Annotated in this window: 17 protein-coding genes and 2 pseudogenes; 5 read left to right on the forward strand and 14 right to left on the reverse strand. The window is 62.4% G+C overall.

Annotated features, from left to right (window positions below):
- Positions 1–172: 172 nt before the first annotated feature.
- The 3 genes and pseudogenes from CI805_RS10840 to CI805_RS10850 all read right to left on the reverse strand — a co-directional run bounded on the left by CI805_RS10840 (position 173) and on the right by CI805_RS10850 (position 4,467).
- Positions 173–730, reverse strand: coding sequence for a type 1 glutamine amidotransferase domain-containing protein (locus tag CI805_RS10840; protein ID WP_260923187.1), 558 nt, complete (start codon positions 728–730; stop codon positions 173–175).
- A gap of 340 nt (positions 731–1,070) precedes the next feature.
- A pseudogene (gene ligD, locus CI805_RS10845) lies at positions 1,071–3,615 on the reverse strand (DNA ligase D).
- A pseudogene (locus CI805_RS10850) lies at positions 3,587–4,467 on the reverse strand (Ku protein). Before CI805_RS10850 ends, ligD begins: the two co-directional pseudogenes overlap by 29 nt.
- Positions 4,468–4,769: 302 nt before the next feature.
- On the opposite strand from CI805_RS10850, the gene CI805_RS10855 reads away from it, so the two are divergent.
- A complete protein-coding gene (locus CI805_RS10855) occupies positions 4,770–4,892 on the forward strand; it encodes a hypothetical protein (RefSeq protein WP_260923189.1) in 123 nt (40 codons plus the stop codon).
- A gap of 72 nt (positions 4,893–4,964) precedes the next feature.
- On the opposite strand, the gene CI805_RS10860 is transcribed toward CI805_RS10855, so the two are convergent.
- From CI805_RS10860 to CI805_RS10880, 5 genes are read right to left on the reverse strand one after another with little or no spacing between them, the layout of a single operon-like run.
- The gene (locus CI805_RS10860; RefSeq protein WP_260923191.1) at positions 4,965–5,579 is read right to left on the reverse strand and encodes a hypothetical protein; all 615 of its coding nucleotides are present in this window, start codon (positions 5,577–5,579) and stop codon (positions 4,965–4,967) included.
- Positions 5,570–6,466: a hypothetical protein gene (locus CI805_RS10865; protein WP_260923193.1), complete on the reverse strand. Its 897-nt coding sequence runs from the start codon at positions 6,464–6,466 to the stop codon at positions 5,570–5,572. The genes CI805_RS10860 and CI805_RS10865 overlap by 10 nt, the downstream gene beginning before the upstream one ends.
- A 26-nt stretch (positions 6,467–6,492) precedes the next feature.
- The gene (locus CI805_RS10870) at positions 6,493–8,532 is read right to left on the reverse strand and encodes a hypothetical protein (RefSeq protein ID WP_260923194.1); all 2,040 of its coding nucleotides are present in this window, start codon (positions 8,530–8,532) and stop codon (positions 6,493–6,495) included.
- Positions 8,532–9,011 (reverse strand): hypothetical protein, encoded by a 480-nt coding sequence (locus tag CI805_RS10875; RefSeq protein ID WP_260923196.1) that lies wholly within the window; start codon positions 9,009–9,011, stop codon positions 8,532–8,534. The genes CI805_RS10870 and CI805_RS10875 overlap by 1 nt, the downstream gene beginning before the upstream one ends.
- A gap of 1 nt (position 9,012) precedes the next feature.
- Positions 9,013–9,918 (reverse strand): hypothetical protein, encoded by a 906-nt coding sequence (locus CI805_RS10880; protein ID WP_260923197.1) that lies wholly within the window; start codon positions 9,916–9,918, stop codon positions 9,013–9,015.
- An 879-nt stretch (positions 9,919–10,797) separates the two neighbouring features.
- Between CI805_RS10880 and CI805_RS10885 the strand changes: the two genes are divergently transcribed.
- Entirely contained in the window at positions 10,798–11,748 is a 951-nt protein-coding gene (locus tag CI805_RS10885) for a hypothetical protein (protein ID WP_260923198.1), read from the forward strand.
- A 310-nt stretch (positions 11,749–12,058) separates the two neighbouring features.
- On the opposite strand, the gene CI805_RS10890 is transcribed toward CI805_RS10885, so the two are convergent.
- Both CI805_RS10890 and traA read right to left on the reverse strand, forming a co-directional pair.
- A complete protein-coding gene (locus CI805_RS10890; RefSeq protein ID WP_260923199.1) occupies positions 12,059–12,697 on the reverse strand; it encodes a DUF6118 family protein in 639 nt (212 codons plus the stop codon).
- Positions 12,694–15,942: a Ti-type conjugative transfer relaxase TraA gene (traA, locus tag CI805_RS10895; RefSeq protein WP_260923200.1), complete on the reverse strand. Its 3,249-nt coding sequence runs from the start codon at positions 15,940–15,942 to the stop codon at positions 12,694–12,696. The genes CI805_RS10890 and traA overlap by 4 nt, the downstream gene beginning before the upstream one ends.
- 174 nt (positions 15,943–16,116) lie before the next feature.
- Here traA and CI805_RS10900 point away from each other — a divergent pair, with 174 nt between their 5' ends.
- Together CI805_RS10900 and CI805_RS10905 are read left to right on the forward strand one after the other, a co-directional pair.
- Positions 16,117–16,467 (forward strand): conjugal transfer protein TraD, encoded by a 351-nt coding sequence (locus CI805_RS10900; protein ID WP_260923201.1) that lies wholly within the window; start codon positions 16,117–16,119, stop codon positions 16,465–16,467.
- Between the two features lie 16 nt (positions 16,468–16,483).
- Complete coding sequence (locus CI805_RS10905) at positions 16,484–16,693, forward strand: conjugal transfer protein TraD (RefSeq protein WP_260923202.1); 210 nt, start codon at positions 16,484–16,486, stop codon at positions 16,691–16,693.
- A 33-nt stretch (positions 16,694–16,726) separates the two neighbouring features.
- On the opposite strand, the gene CI805_RS10910 is transcribed toward CI805_RS10905, so the two are convergent.
- Positions 16,727–17,674, reverse strand: a complete 948-nt coding sequence (locus CI805_RS10910) for a nucleotidyltransferase and HEPN domain-containing protein (protein ID WP_260923203.1) — start codon at positions 17,672–17,674, stop codon at positions 16,727–16,729.
- 317 nt (positions 17,675–17,991) lie between these two features.
- On the opposite strand from CI805_RS10910, the gene CI805_RS10915 reads away from it, so the two are divergent.
- Positions 17,992–18,207 carry a helix-turn-helix transcriptional regulator gene (locus CI805_RS10915; RefSeq protein WP_260923204.1) on the forward strand — a complete coding sequence of 72 codons (216 nt, stop codon included), beginning with the start codon at positions 17,992–17,994 and terminating at the stop codon, positions 18,205–18,207.
- 61 nt (positions 18,208–18,268) lie between these two features.
- On the opposite strand, the gene CI805_RS10920 is transcribed toward CI805_RS10915, so the two are convergent.
- The 3 genes from CI805_RS10920 to CI805_RS10930 form a co-directional block, all read right to left on the reverse strand.
- Complete coding sequence (locus CI805_RS10920; protein ID WP_260923205.1) at positions 18,269–18,550, reverse strand: RNA polymerase sigma factor; 282 nt, start codon at positions 18,548–18,550, stop codon at positions 18,269–18,271.
- Positions 18,550–19,437: an ArdC family protein gene (locus CI805_RS10925; protein ID WP_260923206.1), complete on the reverse strand. Its 888-nt coding sequence runs from the start codon at positions 19,435–19,437 to the stop codon at positions 18,550–18,552. The genes CI805_RS10920 and CI805_RS10925 overlap by 1 nt, the downstream gene beginning before the upstream one ends.
- A gap of 592 nt (positions 19,438–20,029) precedes the next feature.
- Positions 20,030–21,109: a sensor histidine kinase gene (locus CI805_RS10930; protein WP_260923207.1), complete on the reverse strand. Its 1,080-nt coding sequence runs from the start codon at positions 21,107–21,109 to the stop codon at positions 20,030–20,032.
- Positions 21,110–21,240 lie beyond the last annotated feature (131 nt).

Below are 21,240 nucleotides of genomic sequence, written 5' to 3' on the forward strand. Positions count from 1 at the left end.
CGGACACCTCGTGGTCAACTGCCTAGATTTGACTCCCACGTCCAACATGGGGACAAAGCTGAGCGAAAGGTTGATACCTCGGCCTCAACGGTCGCCCTACCCGGCCATTCAGCACCAAAATCACCGTCCTAACAAAGGAAGGTCCGATTTCCGGCAGTCACAAGCGCATGCTTCATGCGTCAGCGTGGCGGCCCTCTGCGAACTCCTCGATAAGCTTAGCACAAAAGGCAGGTAGGTCGTGGGGGGTGCGGCTCGTGACCAGGCCCTCATCGACGACCACCTCCTGATCCGTCCAGTTGCCTCCTGCGTTCTCGATGTCGGTCTGGATCGATTGATAGGAGGTCAGATCGCGGTCCTCAACCACGCCTGCCTCGACGAGGAGCCATGGTCCGTGGCAAATCGCTCCCACGGGCTTGTTCTGTTGGAAGAAAGCGTTGACGAAATTTACCATATCATCGTCCGCACGCAATTTGTCGGCGCCGACCGTACCTCCCGGAATGATCAAGCCGTCAAATTCGTCAGCGCTAACGTCCGCTACCGCCCTGTCGACCTTGTAGCTGCCACCCGGGTCCAGATCGCCATTATTGGTCTTGGCCTCACCCGCCTCGAGACCGATAACCGTTATTGTGCCCCCAGCCTGCTCGATGGCCTGCTTGGGCTGGACGAATTCGGGTTCCTCGGTCCCGCGAGGGGCAATAAGTATGGCTATGTTTCTGCCTTCGAGCGTCATGTAATATCCTCCATGGAGCGACGGCACCGGTCAGGTGCCTAGTCATTTAAGCTCCGCAAGGCCGCCGCAGTTCCTCACCGCAGCGATGGATGGTTGGCGCATGGGACGGAGGGATTCCGAACCATCAAAGACATTCAGCCGTTGATTTCCGTCCCCCAAGTGCAGAACGACCGCTTTCCCTTCCTAAATATTCAAGGCTGGCAGATAACGACCACCGTCTGCCGATACACGAAGTACACCGAAGATGCTTGTTTGAAACTGCAATTTAAAAAGCACGTTTTTGCGATGATGCAATCAATGCTCCAACTTGCCAGATTCGGTTGAAAGAGCTCAATCAATTTCAGATTTCCGGGAGCCGCTGGTCGGCGAAACCCCAGCCATGCAGCTGTTCGGCACGCCTGATTAGCGCCCCAGCATCGCCGATCGAGAACGGATGCGCCGTTTTCATGTCGTTCAGTTCATCCCAGCTTACCGGCACTGCTACCGGAGCGCCTTCGCGAGACCGTGCGGAGTACGGCAACACGGCGGTCGCACCGCGCTGGTTCCGCAGCCAGTCGATGAAGATGCGGCCTTTGCGCTTGGTTTTGTTCATCGTCGCGACGTAGCGGTCCGGCTCGGAAATGCTCATGGCTTCGGCAAAGCGGCGAGCAAAGTCCTTGTGGGTATCCCAGTCGTGACCGCGCTTGAGCGGGACGACGACATGAACGCCCTTTCCGCCGGACAGCATGGCGAAAGTCACCAGCCCAAGGTCGGCGAGCCGGACGCGAATATCGCTGGCGGCTCGGACGCACTCCTTAAAATCCAACCCCTCGTCGGGGTCGAGGTCGAAGATCATGCGGTCTGGGTGCTCGACGTCGTCGGTCTTTGCCGCCCAGGCGTGTAACTCGATCGTGCCCATCTGCACGCAGGAAAGTAACCCTTCGGCATCGTTCAGGTAGAGGTAGTCCTCCGCGCTGCCGTCCTTTTCGCGGATCGGCACGTGATGGACGTGATCGCCGAATGTGCCGCTGTCATGTTTCTGGAAGAAGCATTTCTTCGCTCGTCCCTGAGGGCAGCGCACGAGGCTCATCGGGCGGTTCGCCACGAAAGGCAGCATCAGCGGCGCGACGGCGGCATAGTAATCCGCAAGGTCGCCCTTAGTGTCGCCGCTTTCGGGAAGATCACGCGCTCGCGGTTGCTGATTGTCACGGCGATCTCGGCCTGCGGTGTGGGCTTTGTTTGCTCCGGTTTCACCGCCCGAGCCTTCTTGTCGCTCCTCAAGCCAACGAAGCTGCCATGGCGCACGCGGCCCTCATCGGTCAGTTCGGCGAAGGCGACTTCCGCCACCAGCTTTGGAGTGACCCAGCTGACGCCGCGCGCTTCGGCCTTGTCGACGTTCAGCGGCGGGGTCTTGCGGGCCAGCTTCTTAAGGCGCCCCGCCATGTCAGTGAGACCGTCGGCGTCGAAGCCGGTGCCGACCTTGCCGCGATAGATAAGGGTCTTTCCCTCGTATTGACCGAGCAGCAGCGAGGAGAACGGACGGCCCTTCGCGCTCGACTTCGCCCATCCCACGATGACGAACTCCTGCCGCCGGGTACACTTTACCTTGACCCAGTCCTTCGTGCGGCGGCCCCGGTAGGGTGCATCGATGCGCTTAGCGATGATCCCCTCCTGCCCGGCGCCGCACATCGCATCGTAGAGCGTCTCGCCCGCGCCGATCACGTGGTTGGCGACGAAGACGGGCGGTGCGGCATCCGCAAGCAGCGCCTCCAGCCGTTCCTTGCGTTCGATGTTGGGCATCGCCGCCAGATCCTCGCCATCCAGTTCGAGGAGATCGAAGGCGTGGAATTCCAGGGGCTGGCCTTCACCCTGGCTGCCCTTGCCGCGCTTAAGCACGGCCTGGAGGCTGGAGAAGTCCGGATTACCGTCCGCGCCTCGGGCAATGATCTCGCCGTCGATCAGACAAGGCGGCAGGTTCAGCGCGGCGATATGGGCGGCAAGCGGGGCGAACTTTTCGGTCCAGTCGAGGCCACTGCGGGTATGGACGACGACCTTGTCTCCCGCCGCTGCGATAAGCGCGCGGTAGCCGTCGAATTTGATCTCATGCATCCACAGGTTGCCGGTGGGCACGGTGTCGACCAGAGTGGCGAGCTGGACGGCACGGAACTTCGGCGGCTCGCCCGCGCCTTTACGGAAGGGCCGCTGGTGCCGCACATTGCGAGAGGCAGCCTTTTCCATGACCTGCGCAAAGGCATCGCCCTTTTTGCCTTTCAGCGAATGGGTGCCGCGCTTGTCGGCTTCGATCTCGGCCATGGTGCGGCCGGTCAGGACGCTGGTGAGGCCCTGCTCGACGAGGGCGTCGCCTGCCTGCGCATGGGCATCCTGCACCTTGCGCAGCAGCCAGTTCTCGCGCTTCTCGCCGGGCCTCGACTTCATGCGCACGAGCAGCCATTCGCCCTTCATCCGCTCGCCGTCGAGAGCGAAGTGGAGGTGGCCGTCTGCGATGTCCTTCGCGCTCTTGCCCGCGATCGGCGCCCAGGTCCCCCGATCCCAGAGCATCACTGTACCACCACCGTACTCGCCTTTGGGATCCCGCCTTCGAACACGCCGTAGGACAACGGATGGTCCTCGGTACGCACGGCAAGGCGCTTGTCGTAGGGGTCGGCGCTCGGGCCTCGCGTTACCGCCCAGGACTTGAGCACGCCGTCCACTTCGAGACGGAAATCCCAGTGCAACCGCCGGGCGGCGTGCTTCTGTACGATAAAGGAATTGCCACCAATCCTGCCACTTTTGCCAGCAGGTTCGGCGGTCTTCGCGAAGTCGCGCTTACGGTTGTATTCCGCGAGGAGATCGGCGCCGGGGTCACCGGGCTCGCCGCTACGCCCGCTTGCGGGCACGGCTGCCACCCGAGGGCGAGGTTTTCTTCGCCGCAGGCGTGCGCGTTGATGAGGTCGACTTGCTGGCGGGCTTGCCGTCCCCAATCGACTTCTTGAGCGCCGCCATCAGGTCGATCACATTGCCCTTGCCGCTGGCCGGTTCCTCGACATCCTCCAAAATCCGTTTGTTGCTCTTCGACTTGGCCTTCTTGTCGATCAGGCGATGGAGCGCATCGACATAGCGATCGTGGAATTCGGCAGGTTTGAACGGGGCGGACTTCTTTTCGATCAGCGTGGTTGCAAGGTCGAGAAGATCTGCATCAGGTACCGATTCCTTGATCTCACCAAAGTAACCCTGGGCTTTCTGGACCTCGTCGGCATAGCGCAGCACTTCCATCACCAGTCCGCGCCCACAGGGCTTGATCGAAACCAGTTGTTCACGCCCGCGCACTGCCAACTGGCCAAGGCCGACCTTCCGGGTCTTGCGCAGCGCCTCTCTCAACACGCTATAGGCCTCCTCAGCCAGATCATCGGCCGGGACGACGAAATAGGGCTTTTCGTAATAGAGCACGTCTATCTCGTCGGCATCGACGAACTGGATGAGTTCCAGCGTCTTTCGGCTATCGATCTTGACCGCCTCGATCTCTTCCTCGTCAAGCAGCACGTAGCTGCCCTTGGAGACCTCGAAGCCCTTTATGATCTCGTCGCGGTCCACGGGTCCGACGCCGGGCGCAACCTTTTCGTAGCGGATCCGCTTGCCGCTCGGTTCATGAATCTGGTGGAAGGCAATCGCCGCCCCGATCGCGTCGCCGGATAGACCTCGATCGGGATTGAGACGAGTGCCAGACGGATCTGGCCTTTCCAGTATGCGCGTGCGGGCATCAGCAGGCTCCTTCATCGGAAATACAAGCCCGAAGCGGGAGAGGTAGTTCCCATTGGTCTCAAGGCGCCGCTCGAAGCGAGGCAATGGGCATCATTCGCGCTTTTTCATAAGTGCGTGGCGGCCCTCGACCCTTTGCGGCCCTTCAACCGCCGATTTTCCGTGCCCAGCTGCGGTCGGTCTGCTTTCTCATTCTGGATACCCGAAACTCTTCGCGGTTGCGGCCTGTCCGGTTCTACCACCGAAAGCAGGATGCTGACCTTCCGGTGACAGATACAACTTTCAGCAGCTCAAGGCCGCCATCTTGGCGCTGAGCCGCGCCACTGATTGGGAAGTGGCCAAAAAAGAATGGCGGCTTGTCGAGATTTCTGAAGCCGACGAGCCCGAAACCTGTCTGTGCGGCTATTTCCCGATAGTCGAACTATGAACCATCTCCAACACTACGACCTCAAAGTCGGTGGACGCCGGCAACGTCTGGCTAGCCGCGATCAGGCGGCAGCTATTGCTCAAGATAGTCGTCGATATCCTCTGGATGATGTCGTTCCAGCCACTCGCGTGCCGTGGCGCGGAGCAGCGTATCGTTCCGAACAAGCTGGTCGTAGAGCTCGACGAGCTGGAACGTGGTCTGGCGCGGTTCGAGCCGATGGGACTGCCGGTGATGCTCGAGCATAGTGTGATATCGCTGACCGCCTGAGATCGTCTCGGCAATCACCGCGCGACAGTAGGTGCGAATTTCGTCGTGGTTAGCCGGAGTGAGGACCGCCTCCAGCGCTTCGACATTGTAATGCCAAGGATTAGTCTGGAAGTCTGTTTTCCAGAGTTCGAGGTAGCCCGAGACTCTAAACAGGGCCGCTATCTGAAGATCCCACTCCGGGTGGTTCCGGACGATCTGGTCGACGTCGGTGAAGTTCTCCACCGTCGGATCGAGCTTGCGCACCCCATCGAGGATCGCGTTCTGGGCCGCGTGCGTCATCGCGATGGGGTTTGGCCGGGCTCGCCACGCGGCGAGCTCTTGGGCCGGGACGGTCTCGGTGATGCCCTTGAGCTCGAGGAGGAGCGGACTGCGGCGCAGCTGCTCGGGCGTGCAATAGTCCTCGTCGGCAACTAGCTGCACGCCGACGTGGGCGTAGGCGCGGGCGACAAGCCGCGAGCAGAACTGTCGGCGTTCGCGCGGGCGCTTCCCTGGGAGCACCGAGCGGACGGCTTCGCGCACCGAATAGCGTGTACCCACTTCCGATCGGGCGAAGTTGATGACTTGCTTGAGTCGCTCTGGGTAAGCTGCTCGCGCAGGCGAAATGCATACACACGCTCGAATGGCTTGAAGAGCTCGCGCTGGAGATTGCGGGCCTGCACGCCGTCTCCGGTGGAATCGATCACCGAACCGTGCTGTACGCAGATCATTGCGTGGGAGACGACGGCTAAGGTCGTGGCGCGAATGCCCTTACCCGCCGCTGACTTGCTGGCGGTGAGAACGATGTCGCCCGGTTGAAGGGCGTCAATATTAATCCGTTTCATGTTGTGCTCGACCTGGGCGATGACGGCTTGCAAGCCAGTCGTATGTTTAGTTCGCCAAAGAGACAGTCGCGATAGCGCGTACTTCGGCGAGCAGGAGAGGGGAAAGCCCCAGCGTCTCCAGCGGCCGGGTACGCAGCCGCTGTAACGCACCGGCGGTGTTAGGTCTTTACGGGCGGACATGTCGTTCAGCTTCATGGCGGTTACACGCGACAAGCCCAGCGAGATAAAGCTGATCATCGTTTTGTCGGATGCGCCGATCTCCAGATAAAGGGGCAAAGACGGAATGCTCGAGACCATGTCCAACAACCCCGCGCTGTCGAGGGTGTAGACAACAAGGGCACTATAGCAACCAAACAGTCGAACGGCTTGGAAACGGGTGTCGCCCTCAATCAAATCGAGGGTGTTTCTAATCGCCGTCCGGACAGCTTTCGACGCATTTCGCGAAATCTGCTCGTCGATTATCTGAGGAAGCGGTAGGCCGAGCATCCAGCGTTCGAGAGAGGCGGCTGGGTTCAGGCCTCGTCTCTAATCCGATCAATGATACGGCCGCCGAACTCAATGAGCTTGTGATCAACGTTCGCAACGAACCTGCGGACACTTTCCAGATCCTCGCTCGTGGCGATCAGAATCTGCTTGCCCGTCGACGCGATCCGGCCGGCCTCGGAAATCAGCCCGGCGACGCTCGCCGACGCAGCCTCCTGCTGTCGCGGCTCGTCGAAGACGACCAGGCCCGGGTGGTTGGTATCCCCAACCTTAGCTACGTCGAGCAGACCAAGCTGATACGCCCACTTCAGACGGATGCTGTCGCTGGCCGAAAGCTCGAAGCCGATCTCGAAGCCCTCCTTTTCGGGGCGATATGTGTCCTTGGAGACCGTGAGATCGGCAGCCCCGAAGGTGTTGAAGCCATATCGGACGAGCTGACGCCGGATCGACCCTTGGAGCGCATCGATCTTGACGACGTCGGCCGCGCTTAGGCGCTCGGCGGGGAGCTGCTTCGTCTCGGCCTGCAGGCTGGCCCAGCGCACGACCTGTTCGGCGAGACCGTTGATCTGCTCGGCGAAGCGCGCATCGATGTCCCTAAGCTGGATGAGATTCTGCTCAATGCGGAGCCGCTCCTCGATGAACGAGGCGGATGCCGCATGTGACGGCGCAATTAGGTCCGAGCGCAGAGCGCGCAGACGGGAAGTCTGCCGACGGAGTTCCTCGCCGGTCGTGACGAGCTCGAGGTCAAGATCGCGGATGATCGCCACAGACCGATCGGCGATACGCTTGAACGCCTTCCTCTGCGCGTCGACGTATTCGATGTTGTCCTCGAGTGACATCACGGCATCGAGAGTGCCTTGCGGCAGAAGCGCGTCATCAATGGCCTGCTCACACGTAGGACAGTGGTTCGGGTCAAGTTCCCGCGCGAGGGTGGAGCCGAACTTCTGCAGCTTAAGCGCATCCTTGTTCTTCTTCAGATCTTCTTCGAGTTGAATGAGGCGCTGGGCGGTTGAGGCCTGTTGGATCAGTTCGGTCTGGCGCGCACGGAAGATCGTTGCCCGCTCGGCGTTGATCATTTGGATCTCAGCTGCGAGCTCGTCGGCTTCTGCGGCTGCACCTTCGGCGACCGTCTCGACCTCGGGGATGTGCTGTTCCTCGAGCGCGGTCAGTTCAGCCGCCAGTTCCGCAATGCGGTTGGGTAGCCGGCGCCAGCCGTCCTTGGTGGAGACCTCAAGATAAGCGTTGCGAACGTCCGCCTCGATTGCGGCCGGGGCGGCGGGAAGTGCGACCACACGCAGTCCCGAAGCCGTGGCGAGCGCCGTGGCCGCCTCGACCGCCTTGGCCCACTCCGTGCGGGCGGCAGCGGCACGAAGCTCGAGGTCCTGCCGTCGCAGCTCGTTCTCGTGGGTATCGAAATCCATCAGGAACTCGACCGCCCGCTTGTGCACCTCGCGAATCCGGAACTGCGTCGGAATGGCGCCGGGTATCGTGGTCCAGCCTACCTTTTGCTCGACGAAGAACAGAGGGAAGACGGTCTCGACGTACAAAGGGCAGTCGCTACCGTCGTAGCGCTTCACCACCGGAAGATCCCAGTCCAGAAACCCGGCGAGCTTGCGATGGAAGCCAGCTTCCCGCTGAGCCGCGCCGGGATCCAGCACGAAATAGTCTCCGCGCCGATATTCGCCCGGCCCCTGTGAGAGTTCCGGTCCCTCAACGACGGACACCAGCTTCCGGTCGGACTGCGAGACGACGTTGCGGCGAACGGTCATATGCTCGCCGCGAGCGTTCACGATCTCGACTGCGACGTAGGATTCGAGGACATCGGCGCGCACTCCGGTGCTCGGATCCTCGACATAGTCGCGCATCGCGTAGGATAGCGGAATCTCGCGCTTAGGACTCAGCATCTGCTCGAGACCGAGAGCGTAGAGGAAGGCGTGCAGCAGTGTGGATTTGCCCGAGGTGTTCGGCGCGTAGAGGATCGTAAGCTTGGATCCAAGCGAAGCGTCCGTGCCGTAGAGGCCGGCGGTGGTCTGCACGCGGAGCCTGATATGGCTGATCCTGAGCGACATCAGAACGACTCCATCTTCATAATGCTTTCGACAACCTTTTCGGTAACCAGCTTGCCCACTTCGTCGAGGAAGGCCGTCTCTTCGGCGAGCAGGCCCGCCTTGCGGATCGCCTCGGCTGCGGCCTTGCCTTGGCCGCTGAGCGCGAGTGCCTTGCCGTCTCGTACCTCGACGAGTCCGTTAGCCTTGGCGAAGGCTGCCGCCCGATTGACCCAAGGTTCGATCCGGACCGCGAGTTCGATCGGATCGCGCTTTCGTGCGAGCACTTCGCGCGTTTTGTCGCGAAGGTCACCGGTACGGCTGAGATGGGCGAGAAAATGCACCTTTTGTATCGAGCAGCGCTGTCCGCGCGCCGACGCCAGGACCATGATGAGGAGCGACTGCCCCCACCCCAAGCGCAGGTCTCCAGGGATCGGCGCAGGTCGCGCCGTCACGGTGAAGTCGCCTGTCAGGACCGAGCGGAACGTCTTGATATCGGCCATGTCAGTCGAGCTTCAGTGGACAGCGCATGAGCCAGTCGCTCACGGAGCCGAAGGCAATGGTCTCAGCTGTCCCATGATCGAGGTTTGGCACCGAGGTGAGGATGCTGGCCTTCAGCGCGTCGATCTCAACTTCTAGCCGGTCGCCACCGCTTCCACCCTTGGAACCAAGCCGGAGCCGCCGGAGGCGTTCGGCGACGAGCCTGGTAACCTGCTCGAAAGCCTCGGGCGCCATGTTGCGAAGCTGCGACACCATGATCTGAGATTCCATGAAGACGCGGAGCGCATCGTCGATAGCCTCGTCCAGCTCGCCCAGATGCTCGAAGCGGGGTTCGAGCTTGCGCCGAAGGTTTTCGGTCAGGTTCCGGTTGCCGTCGGCCAGTTCTGCGACGTCCTCGCTGGTCGGTCCGACGATCTCGGGGCGGATGCGGTTGCGAAGCTGGACGCGCCGGTCCCAAGACGCATCGTCGAAATCCTCCTTGTCGTGTACGAGGATTTGAAAGTCCTCATCAACATACGTGAGCTTCTTTGCGATTACGTCTGCGGTCTTTTTGAGCGCGTGTTGGACGACGTCCTTGCTGTCGTTGAGCGGAACCGCAAGGATCCAGCGCTTGATTTGATAGCCGGCGAACATCTCCGCAGCCCCCTTCGAGACGTCGCAGAACTTGCTTATGTCGGTGGTGATCTTCGACTTCTGCTTGGTCGCCCGCTCCGCCACGCCGACGGGCTCGTCTACCGCGTAGCATTGGTACACGACGCGCTTGTTCAGACAGAAGTAGTCAAGCCCGCAGTCGCCCTTATGCTTCGCTGGGACCTTCTGGACATTCTCATGCCCGTACTGATCCTGGAGAAGACGGAGGACGTGAGCCTCCCATTCCTTTCCGTCCCAAGCCTCTATGTCCACGATCACCCGCGCTTGCTCATCCTGTCGACGAAGGCTCTTCCCGGGTCTCCGCATGTCGCGCGGCTGCAGGAATTGCTGAACTAGAAGTGCCCCCACCCGACGTTGTAAGTTAAATTTCTTATTTGGCAATTTCCATTGCTCTTGGAGTGACATCCGATTTCGTACGAAATCGATTAATAACACGCCTCGACGGCGGCATGCCGTCTTCTCGAACCTGCGCCCACGACCGTCGCGAGAATCGCTGAACACGGAACATAGCAGGAATCATCAGGAGATATTCCCTATTTGTTCCATATGGCCTAGCGCTGTCGCACCGGTGAATTGATATCGATGGAGCAATGGGATTGGAGCGTGATCTCCAGTTGCGTGCCGCCGCGCAAGCGATTTACGAGGACTGCTATCTGAGGGAGGACTGGGGGCCAGTCGGGCGGGATAAGGCCGAGACGTTCGGTACGGTCCATTGTCGCCAAGCGATCGGCGCCGCGCAAAAGGCGCGCGCTCTGTTGGCACATCAGCCAGCGCAGTCCACGAATGATTTGCCGAGCCGCGCACCTTTAGCGGCGACCTTTAGCTATTCAGGATCGTCCGCACGAACCGGTCGGCCCCTAAACAGCCAGACTTCCCCTCTCAGGAAGGCGAGAGCCTATGCGGGCGAACGTCGGATTCTGGAATGACCGGACGTTCAAGCTACCAAGCCGGTTCGGCCGCTTTGTCACAGACCAAATCTTTCCACCATGGCTTAAGCACAATGAACGACCGGCAGGAATGGATCACGGAAATCTGGTTCGCGGACGTCAGGAATCAAGGCGGCATCGTACCTGCCTGAGCTGATTTATGGATGCATGTGACTTGCTTCGCGCCGGCAGGTAAAAGTAGAATCAGTGGATGGCCGAAAAACTACCTGATAAAAAACCGAAGCGCGATCCCGCCCATCTGTTCGGCGGCAAGCGGTTCGACGTTGAACACGCTCTCAACATGTACGCGACGAGCTTCGTGCTCATGCCTGCCTTTGGAATCTACGAGGAGAAGATCGTGGCGGCGTTCAAGCCGCATCTCGCGAAATGCCACATCTACGTCATCGGTACTATGCCGGCGATAGAGACCGTCGATCAGCGCCTTGAGGATGGACGGCTTGTCATCGGTCTCCTCGTTGCCGGCAAACGCCATGAACTCGCTTGGCCGATGCCTGACGGCGTCGAGCTGGTCGAGACCGAGCGGGGGTGGTTCATCAAGAACGGTGATGGCTACTGGGCACCCTCTGACGAAGAGATGGCGCGACGGCTGAACGATGAACAAGATGCGATCGGCTTCGACGTCCTCTACATTGGTCAGGCTTATGGCAAGGACGGGTCGCGCAACGCCCTCGACCGGCTGCTCAAGCACGAGACCCTGCAGCGGATCTCGGTCAAGGGCGTGCCGCCTGATCGCCGGCTCACGCTGCTCATGCTCGAGATCGAACCGGGCAATCGCATGATCACCTTCATGAACCCGTGGGCCGAGAATAAGGAGGACGGAAGCGCCCGCATTTCGGCGGGCCTGGATAAGTTGTTCGGGACTTCCGACGCCGAGCGCGTGACCCTCTACGAAGCGTCGCTAATCCGGTACTTCCAACCACCGTTCAACAAGGAGTTCAAGGAGAGCTTCCCGTCGACCAACCTGAAGGTGCTGGCGGACTGCTACGACAAGGATTTCTCCGCCTTGATCTCGGAGATTTGCATCGACGAACTGCCGTTCAAAATGACCTCGGACGCCGCTCAGCCGTCCCAGTACCACACCGCAAAATTTGACCTTCACAAGGATGAGGCGCGTCAGGTGTTCTTCGGAAAGAAAACATAACGGCACTGAGGCCGTCGGTAAGCCGCTCGGGGCGGATGAATGTACGACGGGTTTTAGGACGAGCTTGGGGTGCTGCGAACGTCGGCTATGTTGGCGGCAACCGACGCCGGCTCCCTAAGCCTGCAATGTCCGTTATCTTGGTGTCATCGCTCCGAAGCCGACCGTCGCGAGTGTCCCAGAGCTTGCCATGATAGGGATGGTCATCGACGTTTTTGAAATCCTGGTTCCGAGAAGAGCAGTGAGCCAGCATACAGCGTGGATGGGCCGCGACGCGTTCGAGCATCAATCAATCCCACACGCTGCCGACCGCTCAATCCTTCGACTTGGCTTTCCGATGCACGCTGCGGGCCTCGCCAGCCTTATCGGGCAACACCGGCACAGATGTTGGCGACAGTGCCGGCAGCACCCCCGGCATCGTCCTCCCCAAGGTACGCGCCGCCATCCATTCGGGCACATGCCATGAAGCGGGCAGCGAGCGCGCGACGGCGCCGGGCAGGAAAGACCACAGAACGATCCCTGCCAGCAGCCCGGCGATGCCGGCTTGAACGAGGCGCAGATGCTGACGATCGGCAGCTTGCCCACGCTGGACGATGGAGTTGATGGCGCCCACCGACTTATGGATCGAGACACGCGCCGTCTCCAGCAAGCGCTCATCATCGGCACGCGCCGCTTGGGCAGCCGTCACGATTTCCTTCGTCAGGACCGCAGGGGTCAGCTTGAGCGAGGGGCTCTGCTCGATCCCTGCAAGCCGGTCGCAACTGTCTTCGATCACCTCCTTGAGCTCATCGAAATCCGCGCGGTAATCCGGGATCTTCTCGCGCGCGGCCGTGAGGCCCGCCACGGCATTGTGCAGCAGGCTGAGTTCATGGCGCAGAGCCTCGAAAGCTTCGGCGGGGCTCGCGGCGGATTCAGGGGCGATGTCGGCGCCGGGGTCTGGGGATGAGGTCATGGGCGCAAGGCTATGCCTGCCGCGCACCACGGCGCCAGAGGCTGGGATGTCCGGACAGATCCTGAGAATTGCGCGCTGCACGATTCTGTCTCGCGGCGCCTCACGTTTGCCGGTGCCGAGAGGAAGCAGGTGGCTCTCGTTGCGCCGCGACTCGCAGATCGCAGCACGTCGGCACCCCTACAATCCAAGCCCCTGCCCCGTCCCAGCCCCAGGCTGCTCGCGAGGTCTGCGCCGAGCGAACGCCCGGTGGTGAACCTGATGCCGAGTTGCTGCTTGCGCTGGGCCAGCACCGATTCGAGCTGAGGATCGCGATGGAGGTTGTTGGCAAGGTCTGCCATCACGGCCCGGGTTTCCCGGCGGGCGCTCATATGGCCTGCCACATACTGCTGCTCACTCTTCGTCCTGAGCGCTGTCCAGTTGGCAACGAACCGGTCGGCACGCAGTTCGGGATCGGTGCGCAGTTGCGTCTCCAGCTGCAGCGCACGCACCGCCCGGTTGATCCGTCCCTGCGCCGCTTCATGGGCCAGCTCGGGCTCCTTCACATAGGCCTTCTCGGCATCGTGTGCGCCGTAGGGGCGCACCGCCTCGAAGTGGGTGCGCGAGGCTTCGAGTTCAGACCATTGCTCCGGGCTTGCCCGCTGCCCGGCCTCGCGGACCTCGAAGACGGCAGCAACGGCGCGGGCATGGCGCTTCAAGGCATCGGTCCGCTCTTCACGCAACTGCACGGCACGTGCCTCGGCTTGCGCCTCTGCCGAGAGTTGCGGCGCCGATGCCAGGGCCGGATTGGGCCCCGGCTCCAGCGTGCGCCGCACATGATCGGGGAGCTTCAGGTCCAGACCATCGAAGCGCCCTTTGCGCGGGGCCCCGGTATCCGGCGTCCTAGCCTCCGGCTCTCGCTCTGTCGGCGGCTTTCGCTTGGCCGGTGGCGCATGGAGGGGGCCTGCCTTGCCCGGATCGATGAGCGGACCACTGGGCAACCGTAGCCCATCGAAGCGGCTGCGGGGTGTACGGCCCGCCGGTTCGACCTGCCGAACGTGTGCCTCCTCCTCTGGCGTCTTGCCATAATCCGTCGCCATGTCCTTGCCGCGATCCCGGCTGAGCGCGCGCGCAAGCCTGGTGTGATCGGCAAAGTCATCCTCCCCATAATGCAGCTCGACCCCGGCCCGGTGCCGGGTCAAGGCCACATAGGCACCGTGACGATCGAGACCTGGCGTTGCCAGGACATGGACCCGGTCGACGGTCATGCCCTGTGCCTTGTGAAGGGTGGCGGCATAGCCGTGATCGAGCCGGTCATAGTCCTTGAGGTCGAAGGCAACGGAAGTCCCATCGTCGAGCGTCACGCCCATGGCCCGTGCATTGACGCTGCGAACAGTGCCGAGCGTTCCATTCTTCACGCCCAGACTGCGCTCGTTCTTCAGGAACATCACCCGGTCTCCCGTGGCAAAGTCGCGGGTGCCGCGCTCGACCTGCACGCGCACGTCTTCGCCCAGATCGCCGGCCTCGCGAAGACGCTGGCGGGCCTCCTCGTTCAGGACCTGCACTTCGTCATTCGTATGGGTCAGAATGATCCGGCTCGTATCCGGACTGGCCTGCCGATCGCTGTCCCAGCGATCGATGAGTTTCTGGCGGGCGATCTCGCGCGTGGAGGCGGCATGGACATGGCCTGCTTCCTCGTAAGCGGCGAGCGCCTCGCCGGTGCGCCCGGTGGCAAGCTGACGCGTCGCCTCGCGCTGCCAGTCCTCGACCTGGCGGCGCACCTGGGTGATCTCGATCGCGCCGTGGCGCTCGGCGATGGCGCGGAAGGCGGCGCCCGCCTCGATCGCCTGGAGCTGCTGGGGATCGCCGACAAGCACGACCTTGGCGCGGCGGCGCTCGGCTTCGGCGAGTACCCGCTCCATCTGGCGAGTGCCGATCATCCCGGCCTCGTCGATGACGAGGACAGACTTGTCGCTCAGCAGCTCGCGCCCCTGTCCCCACTGGTGCTCGAGCCCGGCGATGGTGCGACTGGCAATCCCCGAACCACTCTCGAGGCTCTCGGCGGCAATGCCGGAAAGCGCAATGCCGCGCACTTCGTAGCCCCCCTGCTCCCAGGCGTCCCGGGCCACGCCCAGCATCGCGCTCTTGCCGGTCCCGGCATAGCCGATGACACTGGCAAGGCCCCTGGCGCCGGTAACATGCTCGAGGGCGCCGCGCTGCTCGGGCGAGAGAACAAGCCCGCGGGTCTCGGCGCGGGTGATAGCGCCCTCGATATGCCGCTCGGGCACGCCGTGGCGGCGCGCGGCATCGAGATGTACGGTGGCCTTGGTCAGCCGCTGCTCGGTCTCGAGCATGGCGCGTGATGTGAAGCGATGCTCGCCGCGTCCGTCCTTGCCCAGGGCGACAAGTTCGGGCGAGGCCTTGATGACGGCCATGACCTGATCGAACTGTTCCTTGCCCTCGCTGTGCCGGTGGACGAACTTTGCCAGATCCCGCGTGGTGAAAGTCGCCTGGCAATGGGTGATCGCCTCGAGTGCTATGCCCGGTTGCGCCAGGATTTTCTCGCCATTGGCCCTGGCGATGGCATGGTGTTCCTCGAGCCGCTCGCTCTCCAGGCCTTGGCCTGCCATGCGACCGGCAGCAGGGCCAATCTTGTGCTGGGGTTCCAGATCGATCCCCTGCGCTTCGAGCGAGCGGTGATCGATGCGCGCCGCGATATCGAGTTCGGCAAGCCGCGCATTCACATGATTGGCCCAGGCCTCGCGCCAGTGGGTGAGCAGGTCGGTGCGGTTCCAGTCGCGCACCTTGGCGCCGAAGCCTTCTTCGGTGACCTCGCGCAAGCCCAGCATCACATGGGCATGGGGCCTGGGACTGCCATCGGCGCCGATGTCCCAATGGACGTTGAGATCGGCGACCATGCCGCGCGCGACGAACTCGCGGGTTACGAAGTCGCGGGCCAGGGCAATGCCCTCGGCCTGCGTCATCTCCTGCGGGATGGCAAACTCAACTTCGCGGGCGAGCTGCGCGTCCTTGCGCTTCTCGGCCGCTTCGACGTCGTTCCACAGCCGTTCGCGATCGTGCCAGGCGTCAGGGGCACTCTCAGGCAGCAGCACTTCGCTGTGCACGACGCCACTCTTGTTGGAGAAGTCATGGTCGCGATCGAGCCGCTCGTCGCGAAGGCGCGAGGCCGAGCGATAGGCAGCCGCCGCCACCGCCGAGGATCCGGCGGCGCGGGAAATGACTTTGGCCGAGAAGTGATAGATCGCCATGGCGGCGATCGATTTACTCCTCCAGCAGCACGTCGGCACGACGTATAAGCGCGCCCTCACACGATTTGCTCGCGTTCGGGATCACGCTGTTTCAGGGCGTTCCAGCCTCTTGCTGGCCTGTGAGACACCCGATAGCTGGACTGTCCGCTTCCCTCCAGAAGAAGGACACCCCCCATGCGCAAACCGCGTGATTACGATGCCGAGCTCAAGGCGCTCGACGACAAGGCCCGGCAGCTCAAGCACCGCAAGGTCCAGCAGCTGGGCGAGCTCGTCACCGCCACCGGTGCCGATGCGCTCTCGATCGAGGAACTGGCAGGCGCTCTGCTTGCCATGGTGAGCAGCGCAGAGCCTGCGCGACGGGAGGCGTGGCGCAAGCGCGGCGCCGCCTTCTTTTCTGGCGAGCGAACCGGGACGAGCGGTCGTCAACTCGAAGGCCCTGGCGGCGGCGCTGGCAGCGACGAGCGCGGCGCTGCGGCGCAGCCGGGCAGCGCGCCATCGTCTGCTCGCAGCGAAGGCCCGGCATGACACCCGGGACTGGCAGGTGAAGCGGCGCGAGCGTACGCGCCAGCTGATCGAGCTTGGCGGGCTTGTCGCCAAGGCCGGGCTGGTCGATCTGACCGGTGATGATCGGGCGGTGATCCTTGGCGTTCTCGTCGACGCCGCCGCGCGCTTGCGCACCGCAGAGCGCGAGGCGGCGCTGACCTTGTGGCGGCGGCGCGGGGCGCGCGCCTTTGCCGAAGACAGGGAATGATGGGCAGGCACCAGGCTGGGCCTGCGGATACGATCAGGAGGCGCTGTGGCCGACCGCACGCTTGCCTGCGAGTGCTTCGAGATCGGCGATCCGCTCTGAACAGATCGCGTGCACCACGCGGCCCAGTTCCTCGACCTGCTCACCCAGCCAGGTCAGTTCCTCGGCAGTGATCTTGTAGTGCTTCGAATAGCGCGCCTTGACGTAGGCTTCCTTGAGCTTCTCGAAGGTTCCGCGCTGCCAGCGATTGTCGCGCGGCCAGACGTGGACAAGCCGCGGATCGAGGCGCTCGGCGTGCGTGCGCAGAAACGCCAGATTGTGCACGTGGGGCGTGTAGAAAGTGCTGACCAGCAGCACGCAGTGGTAGAGGCTTTCACTCGTCTGATGAAACAGGAAGGCTGCTTCCTTTGGAAAGTCTTGAGCCACTGCATCATTCGCCAGCTTGAATTTTCGCATCGAGGCAGAAAACCACTCGCCATAATATTCCCGCGCCATATCGAGCGCGGCCTGCGGCGTCTTGGGCTGGGGCTGGGCAAGCTCGCTGTTATCGCTCTGGTAGAGCACGATCCCGTCGCGGGCGATGTCCATGAAGAAATAACGGCCATGGGCCAGGCCATCATTCACTTCCTGCAGGGTATGAACGATGAAGTTGACCGGCGTGCGGATCGTCCCGGTCATCCCGTATTCGCGCATCAGCCGGTCATCGACTTTCGACCAGTATTTGACGCGGTCGGTCAGCCGCTTGTCACTGACGATGATCAGCAGATCATAGTCCGACTGGTAGCCCTTGGCGGTATGCGGTTCATCGACCCAACCGCCGCGCGCATAGCTGCCGTAGAGCACGATCTTGGCGATGCGCCCCTTCTTCTTCCACTCGTGGGTCGAGAGCGCGAAAGCGTCCTCGAATTCCTCGAAGACGAGCTGCACCACGCGCTCGAGTTCGCGTTGCTTGTTCGCAGGAAGATGATCGAGATCGGTTTTCATGACAGGCCTTTCCAGCGACTCTGCGCATTTGCACTTCACGGCGCAAGCGCGAAGCGTCCCGGATCAGGCAAATGGCACTGCCCCGTCCGCCCAATGGGGCAGGATTTACGCCTCCAGCGCGAGCCGTGTGCGCACATCTGAAAAATATTTTTGCCTGCGCTACAGTGCGACAAGGTTCGCCATGGCCGTACACGGTTCGCCACCGTGCCCCTGCCTCATTGACAGGCACCGGTGACAGGTCTTGCGCTCGTATCGAAATGCCTCAATTCTACTCGTGGCCGGCCAGTCCCCCTCACCTTCGATGAAGGACTACGCCCATGAATACCCCGCTTCCCGACCGTTACCTGCGCCTCCATGTCGTGCTCGACCGCACCGGGCTGTCGCGTGCGACGCTCTATCGCAAGATCCAGGAAGGCACTTTCCCGAGGCAAGTGCGTATCGCCCAGCGCTGTGCCGGATGGCGCGAGAGCGCCATCAGCGAATGGCAACGCAATCCCGTCGGCTATCGCGCCGCCGATCACGCGCCCGGCTAAACCTGCCGCTTGCAACGAAGGTGGGAGCCGACCGGCGTGCCGGGCGGCTCCTGCTCCTTGGCTACCATCGCCCCTGCTGCTGCCGCTCGTAGGAGTCTGCAACCAGCCGCAAGGCCAGCGACAGGTGCTGCACTACCTCATCGGTACTCAGACCCATGCGAGCTGCGACCTGCTCGTTGGAGAGGTCTTCGTAACAGGCCAGCCGGAACACTTCCTGCTCGCGTGCCGGCAAGGCGTGCACGGCACACAGCATGCGGCGCAACTGGGGATTGGTGATCCGGCGAAACCGCCAGCGCTGGGCCCATTCGCGCACCCGCTGGTGCAGGATGATCGCAGCGCGCATCACTGGCCTCCTGTCGCAAAGGCCAGCAGGTAATCGGCGCCCTTGCTGGCAGCACTGGCCGCGCGGAAGATCGCCTTCTCGTCGGCCCGCAGCACCTCGAGCCATGATCCGATGTAATCGCTGTGTCGTACCGTCGGCTCGATCCCGAGCGAGGCACAGGCAAAGGCCGATGTCAGCTCGGCGACCAGTTCTTCTCTTGCGTACGAAGCCGAACCGAATGCACCGCTCTGGTCACGCTCCAGCCGCCCCTTCCCTCCGGCATAATGCCCCATCTCGTGCAGCGCCGTCCGGAACCAGTTGATCGGCTCGGGGAACGCGGCCTGCGGGGGCACCTGCACATAGTCCTCGAGCGGGGAATAGAAGGCCGATGGCCCACCGATGCGGAAGTCCGCGCCCGAATTGGCGATCAGGCGATCCACCTCGGCAATCGCGATCACCGGGTCGGTTGGTGCAGCGCTATCCGCCAGCGTCTCGGGCAGCCCCTCGCACTGGTCGAAGTTGAACACCACGAAGCGCTTGAGAAAGGCGATCGTCCTTGCGTCACGATCCTCGCTGCGAGCCTTCTCGGCTTCTTCACGGGGCGTGAAGCGGTCGGCATAGCATACCACTGTCCCGGTCTCGCCGCGCCGGACATTGCCCCCTGCCGCTGCGGCCTGCCTGTAGGTCAGCCAGCGCTGCGAGGTGAACCCGCGCTCGATCCCCTCGCACCACAACAGCAGCACGTTAATCCCCGAATACAACCTACCGGTCACGGCATTGCCCGGCATCGTCACCGGGCATCTGTCGGCCTCCCATGGCTGTACCCATGGCACCCGTCCCTCTTCCAGCTGCGCGATGATCCGGTTGGTAACCTCGCCATAGAGGCTGTGCCGTTCGTCCTTGGCCATAGTGTCTCTCGCTCCTTCCTCAACCGCCATGGCCCGGCGCCAGGGTGGCGGGGGGCGGCAGGAGCGCACCGGACAGCCCCGCCGGCCAAGGCGGGGCGCACCTGCAAGGCTGCAACGAAGTGGAAGACCCGGACAGCGCAAGCGGCCGGGTTGCGCCCCGGCGAGGCGGGGCTATCGGGTAGCGACGCCCCCCGTCACCTGGAGCCGCCAGGCCCACAATACCTAACCCCGCCGCGTGACATCACGCGGCGACCGCATGGCGCGCCTGCACCGCAGGGGCGCTCACAAGCGTCAGGCGATCGTTACGGCTTTGCCGACGAGACCCTTGGGGCTCGGCCGAAGCGCATGCGGAGGTAGAGCGCGGCCGGGGCCGCAAGGGGCCGGGACGCCCGCACTGTCTGCAATAGATCCTGACCCAGGCAGCTGACCAGACTGCAGCGCTTGATGGATTAGGCAACAATTCTGTCAGTCGAATATGCGCCCATCCAGGTCATTCAGGCGCTAAGACCCAGTCCGCGAAAGCCGCCAATCCAGCCACCAACGCGAAGCGTTCGCCAGTAGGCGTCGCTCGCGTCAATGCGGTGCGGTCCGTTCAGTCGGCCAACTCGGCAATTAGCGAGCGCATCTCGAAGTACAATCCGCCCGCTTCGAAACGGTGGTCGACGACACTCGACCTGCCAAGGCCCATCCCGATTAGCCGGGATCCAAATCCTTTACGCGATGGAGGCGATACCAGCGGTCCACCCCGCTCGGCCCAGGAAAGCGAGAGATGGGTGTCGTCGATGCTCCATGACAGGGTCACTCGTCCCTCTGGCGTCGATAGCGCGCCATACTTGGCGGCGTTCGTACAAAGCTCATGCAACATCAGAGTCAGCGCGACCGCGACCCTGGATCCGATCGCAGTGTCAGGCCCTTCGACGACGATCTGTCCACCGGGATCATGCGGTTCCAACGATGCTGAGACGACTTCCAAGAGTGACGCGGATGACCAGTCCTGACGCAGCAGGATGTCGTGCGCGTGTCCAAGCGCACCCAACCGCTTCGAGAAACTCTCCATTTGCTTTGTCGCAGCCGCATCCCGCAACGTCTGCACGGCAATCGCCTGAACCAGCGCAAGCGTGTTCTTAAGGCGATGCCCGAGTTCCTGGTTGACCAGTTTCAGGCTTTCCTGCGCCCTGACGGTGTTGGTGGTTTCCACGACCGTATCGAGCATTCCGACCACGGTCCCGTCCGCGAGGCGCAGCGGACTGTAGCAGAAGGTGAACCAGGCCTGCTCTTCCTCGCCGCTACGGTCGATAATCAGTGGAAAGTTCTCAATATATGTTGGGATGCCAGTATAGGCGCGTTCCGCAATGGGGCCGATAGAGGCCCACCCCTCCGACCATATGTCGGCAAAGGAGCGTCCCAGTGCGACATGCTTGTTCCCCAGAATGGGGATGAAGGCGTCATTATAGATCGTCGTGTAACGATCGCCCCAGACAATGGCCTTGGGAAAGCTCGAATCCAGGATCTGGCGCACAACGATTTCGAGTTCTGAAGGCCAGTTGGCCCTCGGTCCCAGCGGCGTCGTGCTCCAGTCGAAGGCATCGACGCGCGCACGCATATCCGGCTCAGTTTGAATATCGTGGCAGACCTGTTCGCCATGTTCTGCGGTCGTATTCGTCAGGCTCAACTTTGACTCCCATCGGCGCGCGCGGGAGCGGGACGCTCACTTGATAGGGACGAAACCGGTAGGAATCGTCGCGCAAGGCCCCAACGCTATCACAGCGGTGCTGGGCGTCAAAGGCGATGACGGGCTTATAT

The sequence above is a fragment of the Novosphingobium sp. 9 genome, from assembly GCF_025340265.1.
Classification (GTDB): Bacteria; Pseudomonadota; Alphaproteobacteria; order Sphingomonadales; family Sphingomonadaceae; genus Novosphingobium.

Excerpts from the sequence above, each read along its gene's own strand:
- CI805_RS10840 (WP_260923187.1), bottom strand. The coding sequence starts at position 730 with ATGACGCTCGAAGGCAGAAACATAGCCATACTTATTGCCCCTCGCGGG.
- CI805_RS10925 (WP_260923206.1), bottom strand. The coding sequence starts at position 19,437 with ATGGCCAAGGACGAACGGCACAGCCTCTATGGCGAGGTTACCAACCGG.
- CI805_RS10875 (WP_260923196.1), bottom strand. The coding sequence starts at position 9,011 with ATGGCCGATATCAAGACGTTCCGCTCGGTCCTGACAGGCGACTTCACC.
- CI805_RS10885 (WP_260923198.1), top strand. The coding sequence starts at position 10,798 with ATGGCCGAAAAACTACCTGATAAAAAACCGAAGCGCGATCCCGCCCAT.
- CI805_RS10915 (WP_260923204.1), top strand. The coding sequence starts at position 17,992 with ATGAATACCCCGCTTCCCGACCGTTACCTGCGCCTCCATGTCGTGCTC.
- CI805_RS10920 (WP_260923205.1), bottom strand. The coding sequence starts at position 18,550 with ATGCGCGCTGCGATCATCCTGCACCAGCGGGTGCGCGAATGGGCCCAG.
- CI805_RS10900 (WP_260923201.1), top strand. The coding sequence starts at position 16,117 with ATGCGCAAACCGCGTGATTACGATGCCGAGCTCAAGGCGCTCGACGAC.
- traA (WP_260923200.1), bottom strand. The coding sequence starts at position 15,942 with ATGGCGATCTATCACTTCTCGGCCAAAGTCATTTCCCGCGCCGCCGGA.
- CI805_RS10865 (WP_260923193.1), bottom strand. The coding sequence starts at position 6,466 with ATGCTCGGCCTACCGCTTCCTCAGATAATCGACGAGCAGATTTCGCGA.
- CI805_RS10910 (WP_260923203.1), bottom strand. The coding sequence starts at position 17,674 with ATGAAAACCGATCTCGATCATCTTCCTGCGAACAAGCAACGCGAACTC.
- CI805_RS10870 (WP_260923194.1), bottom strand. The coding sequence starts at position 8,532 with ATGTCGCTCAGGATCAGCCATATCAGGCTCCGCGTGCAGACCACCGCC.
- CI805_RS10890 (WP_260923199.1), bottom strand. The coding sequence starts at position 12,697 with ATGACCTCATCCCCAGACCCCGGCGCCGACATCGCCCCTGAATCCGCC.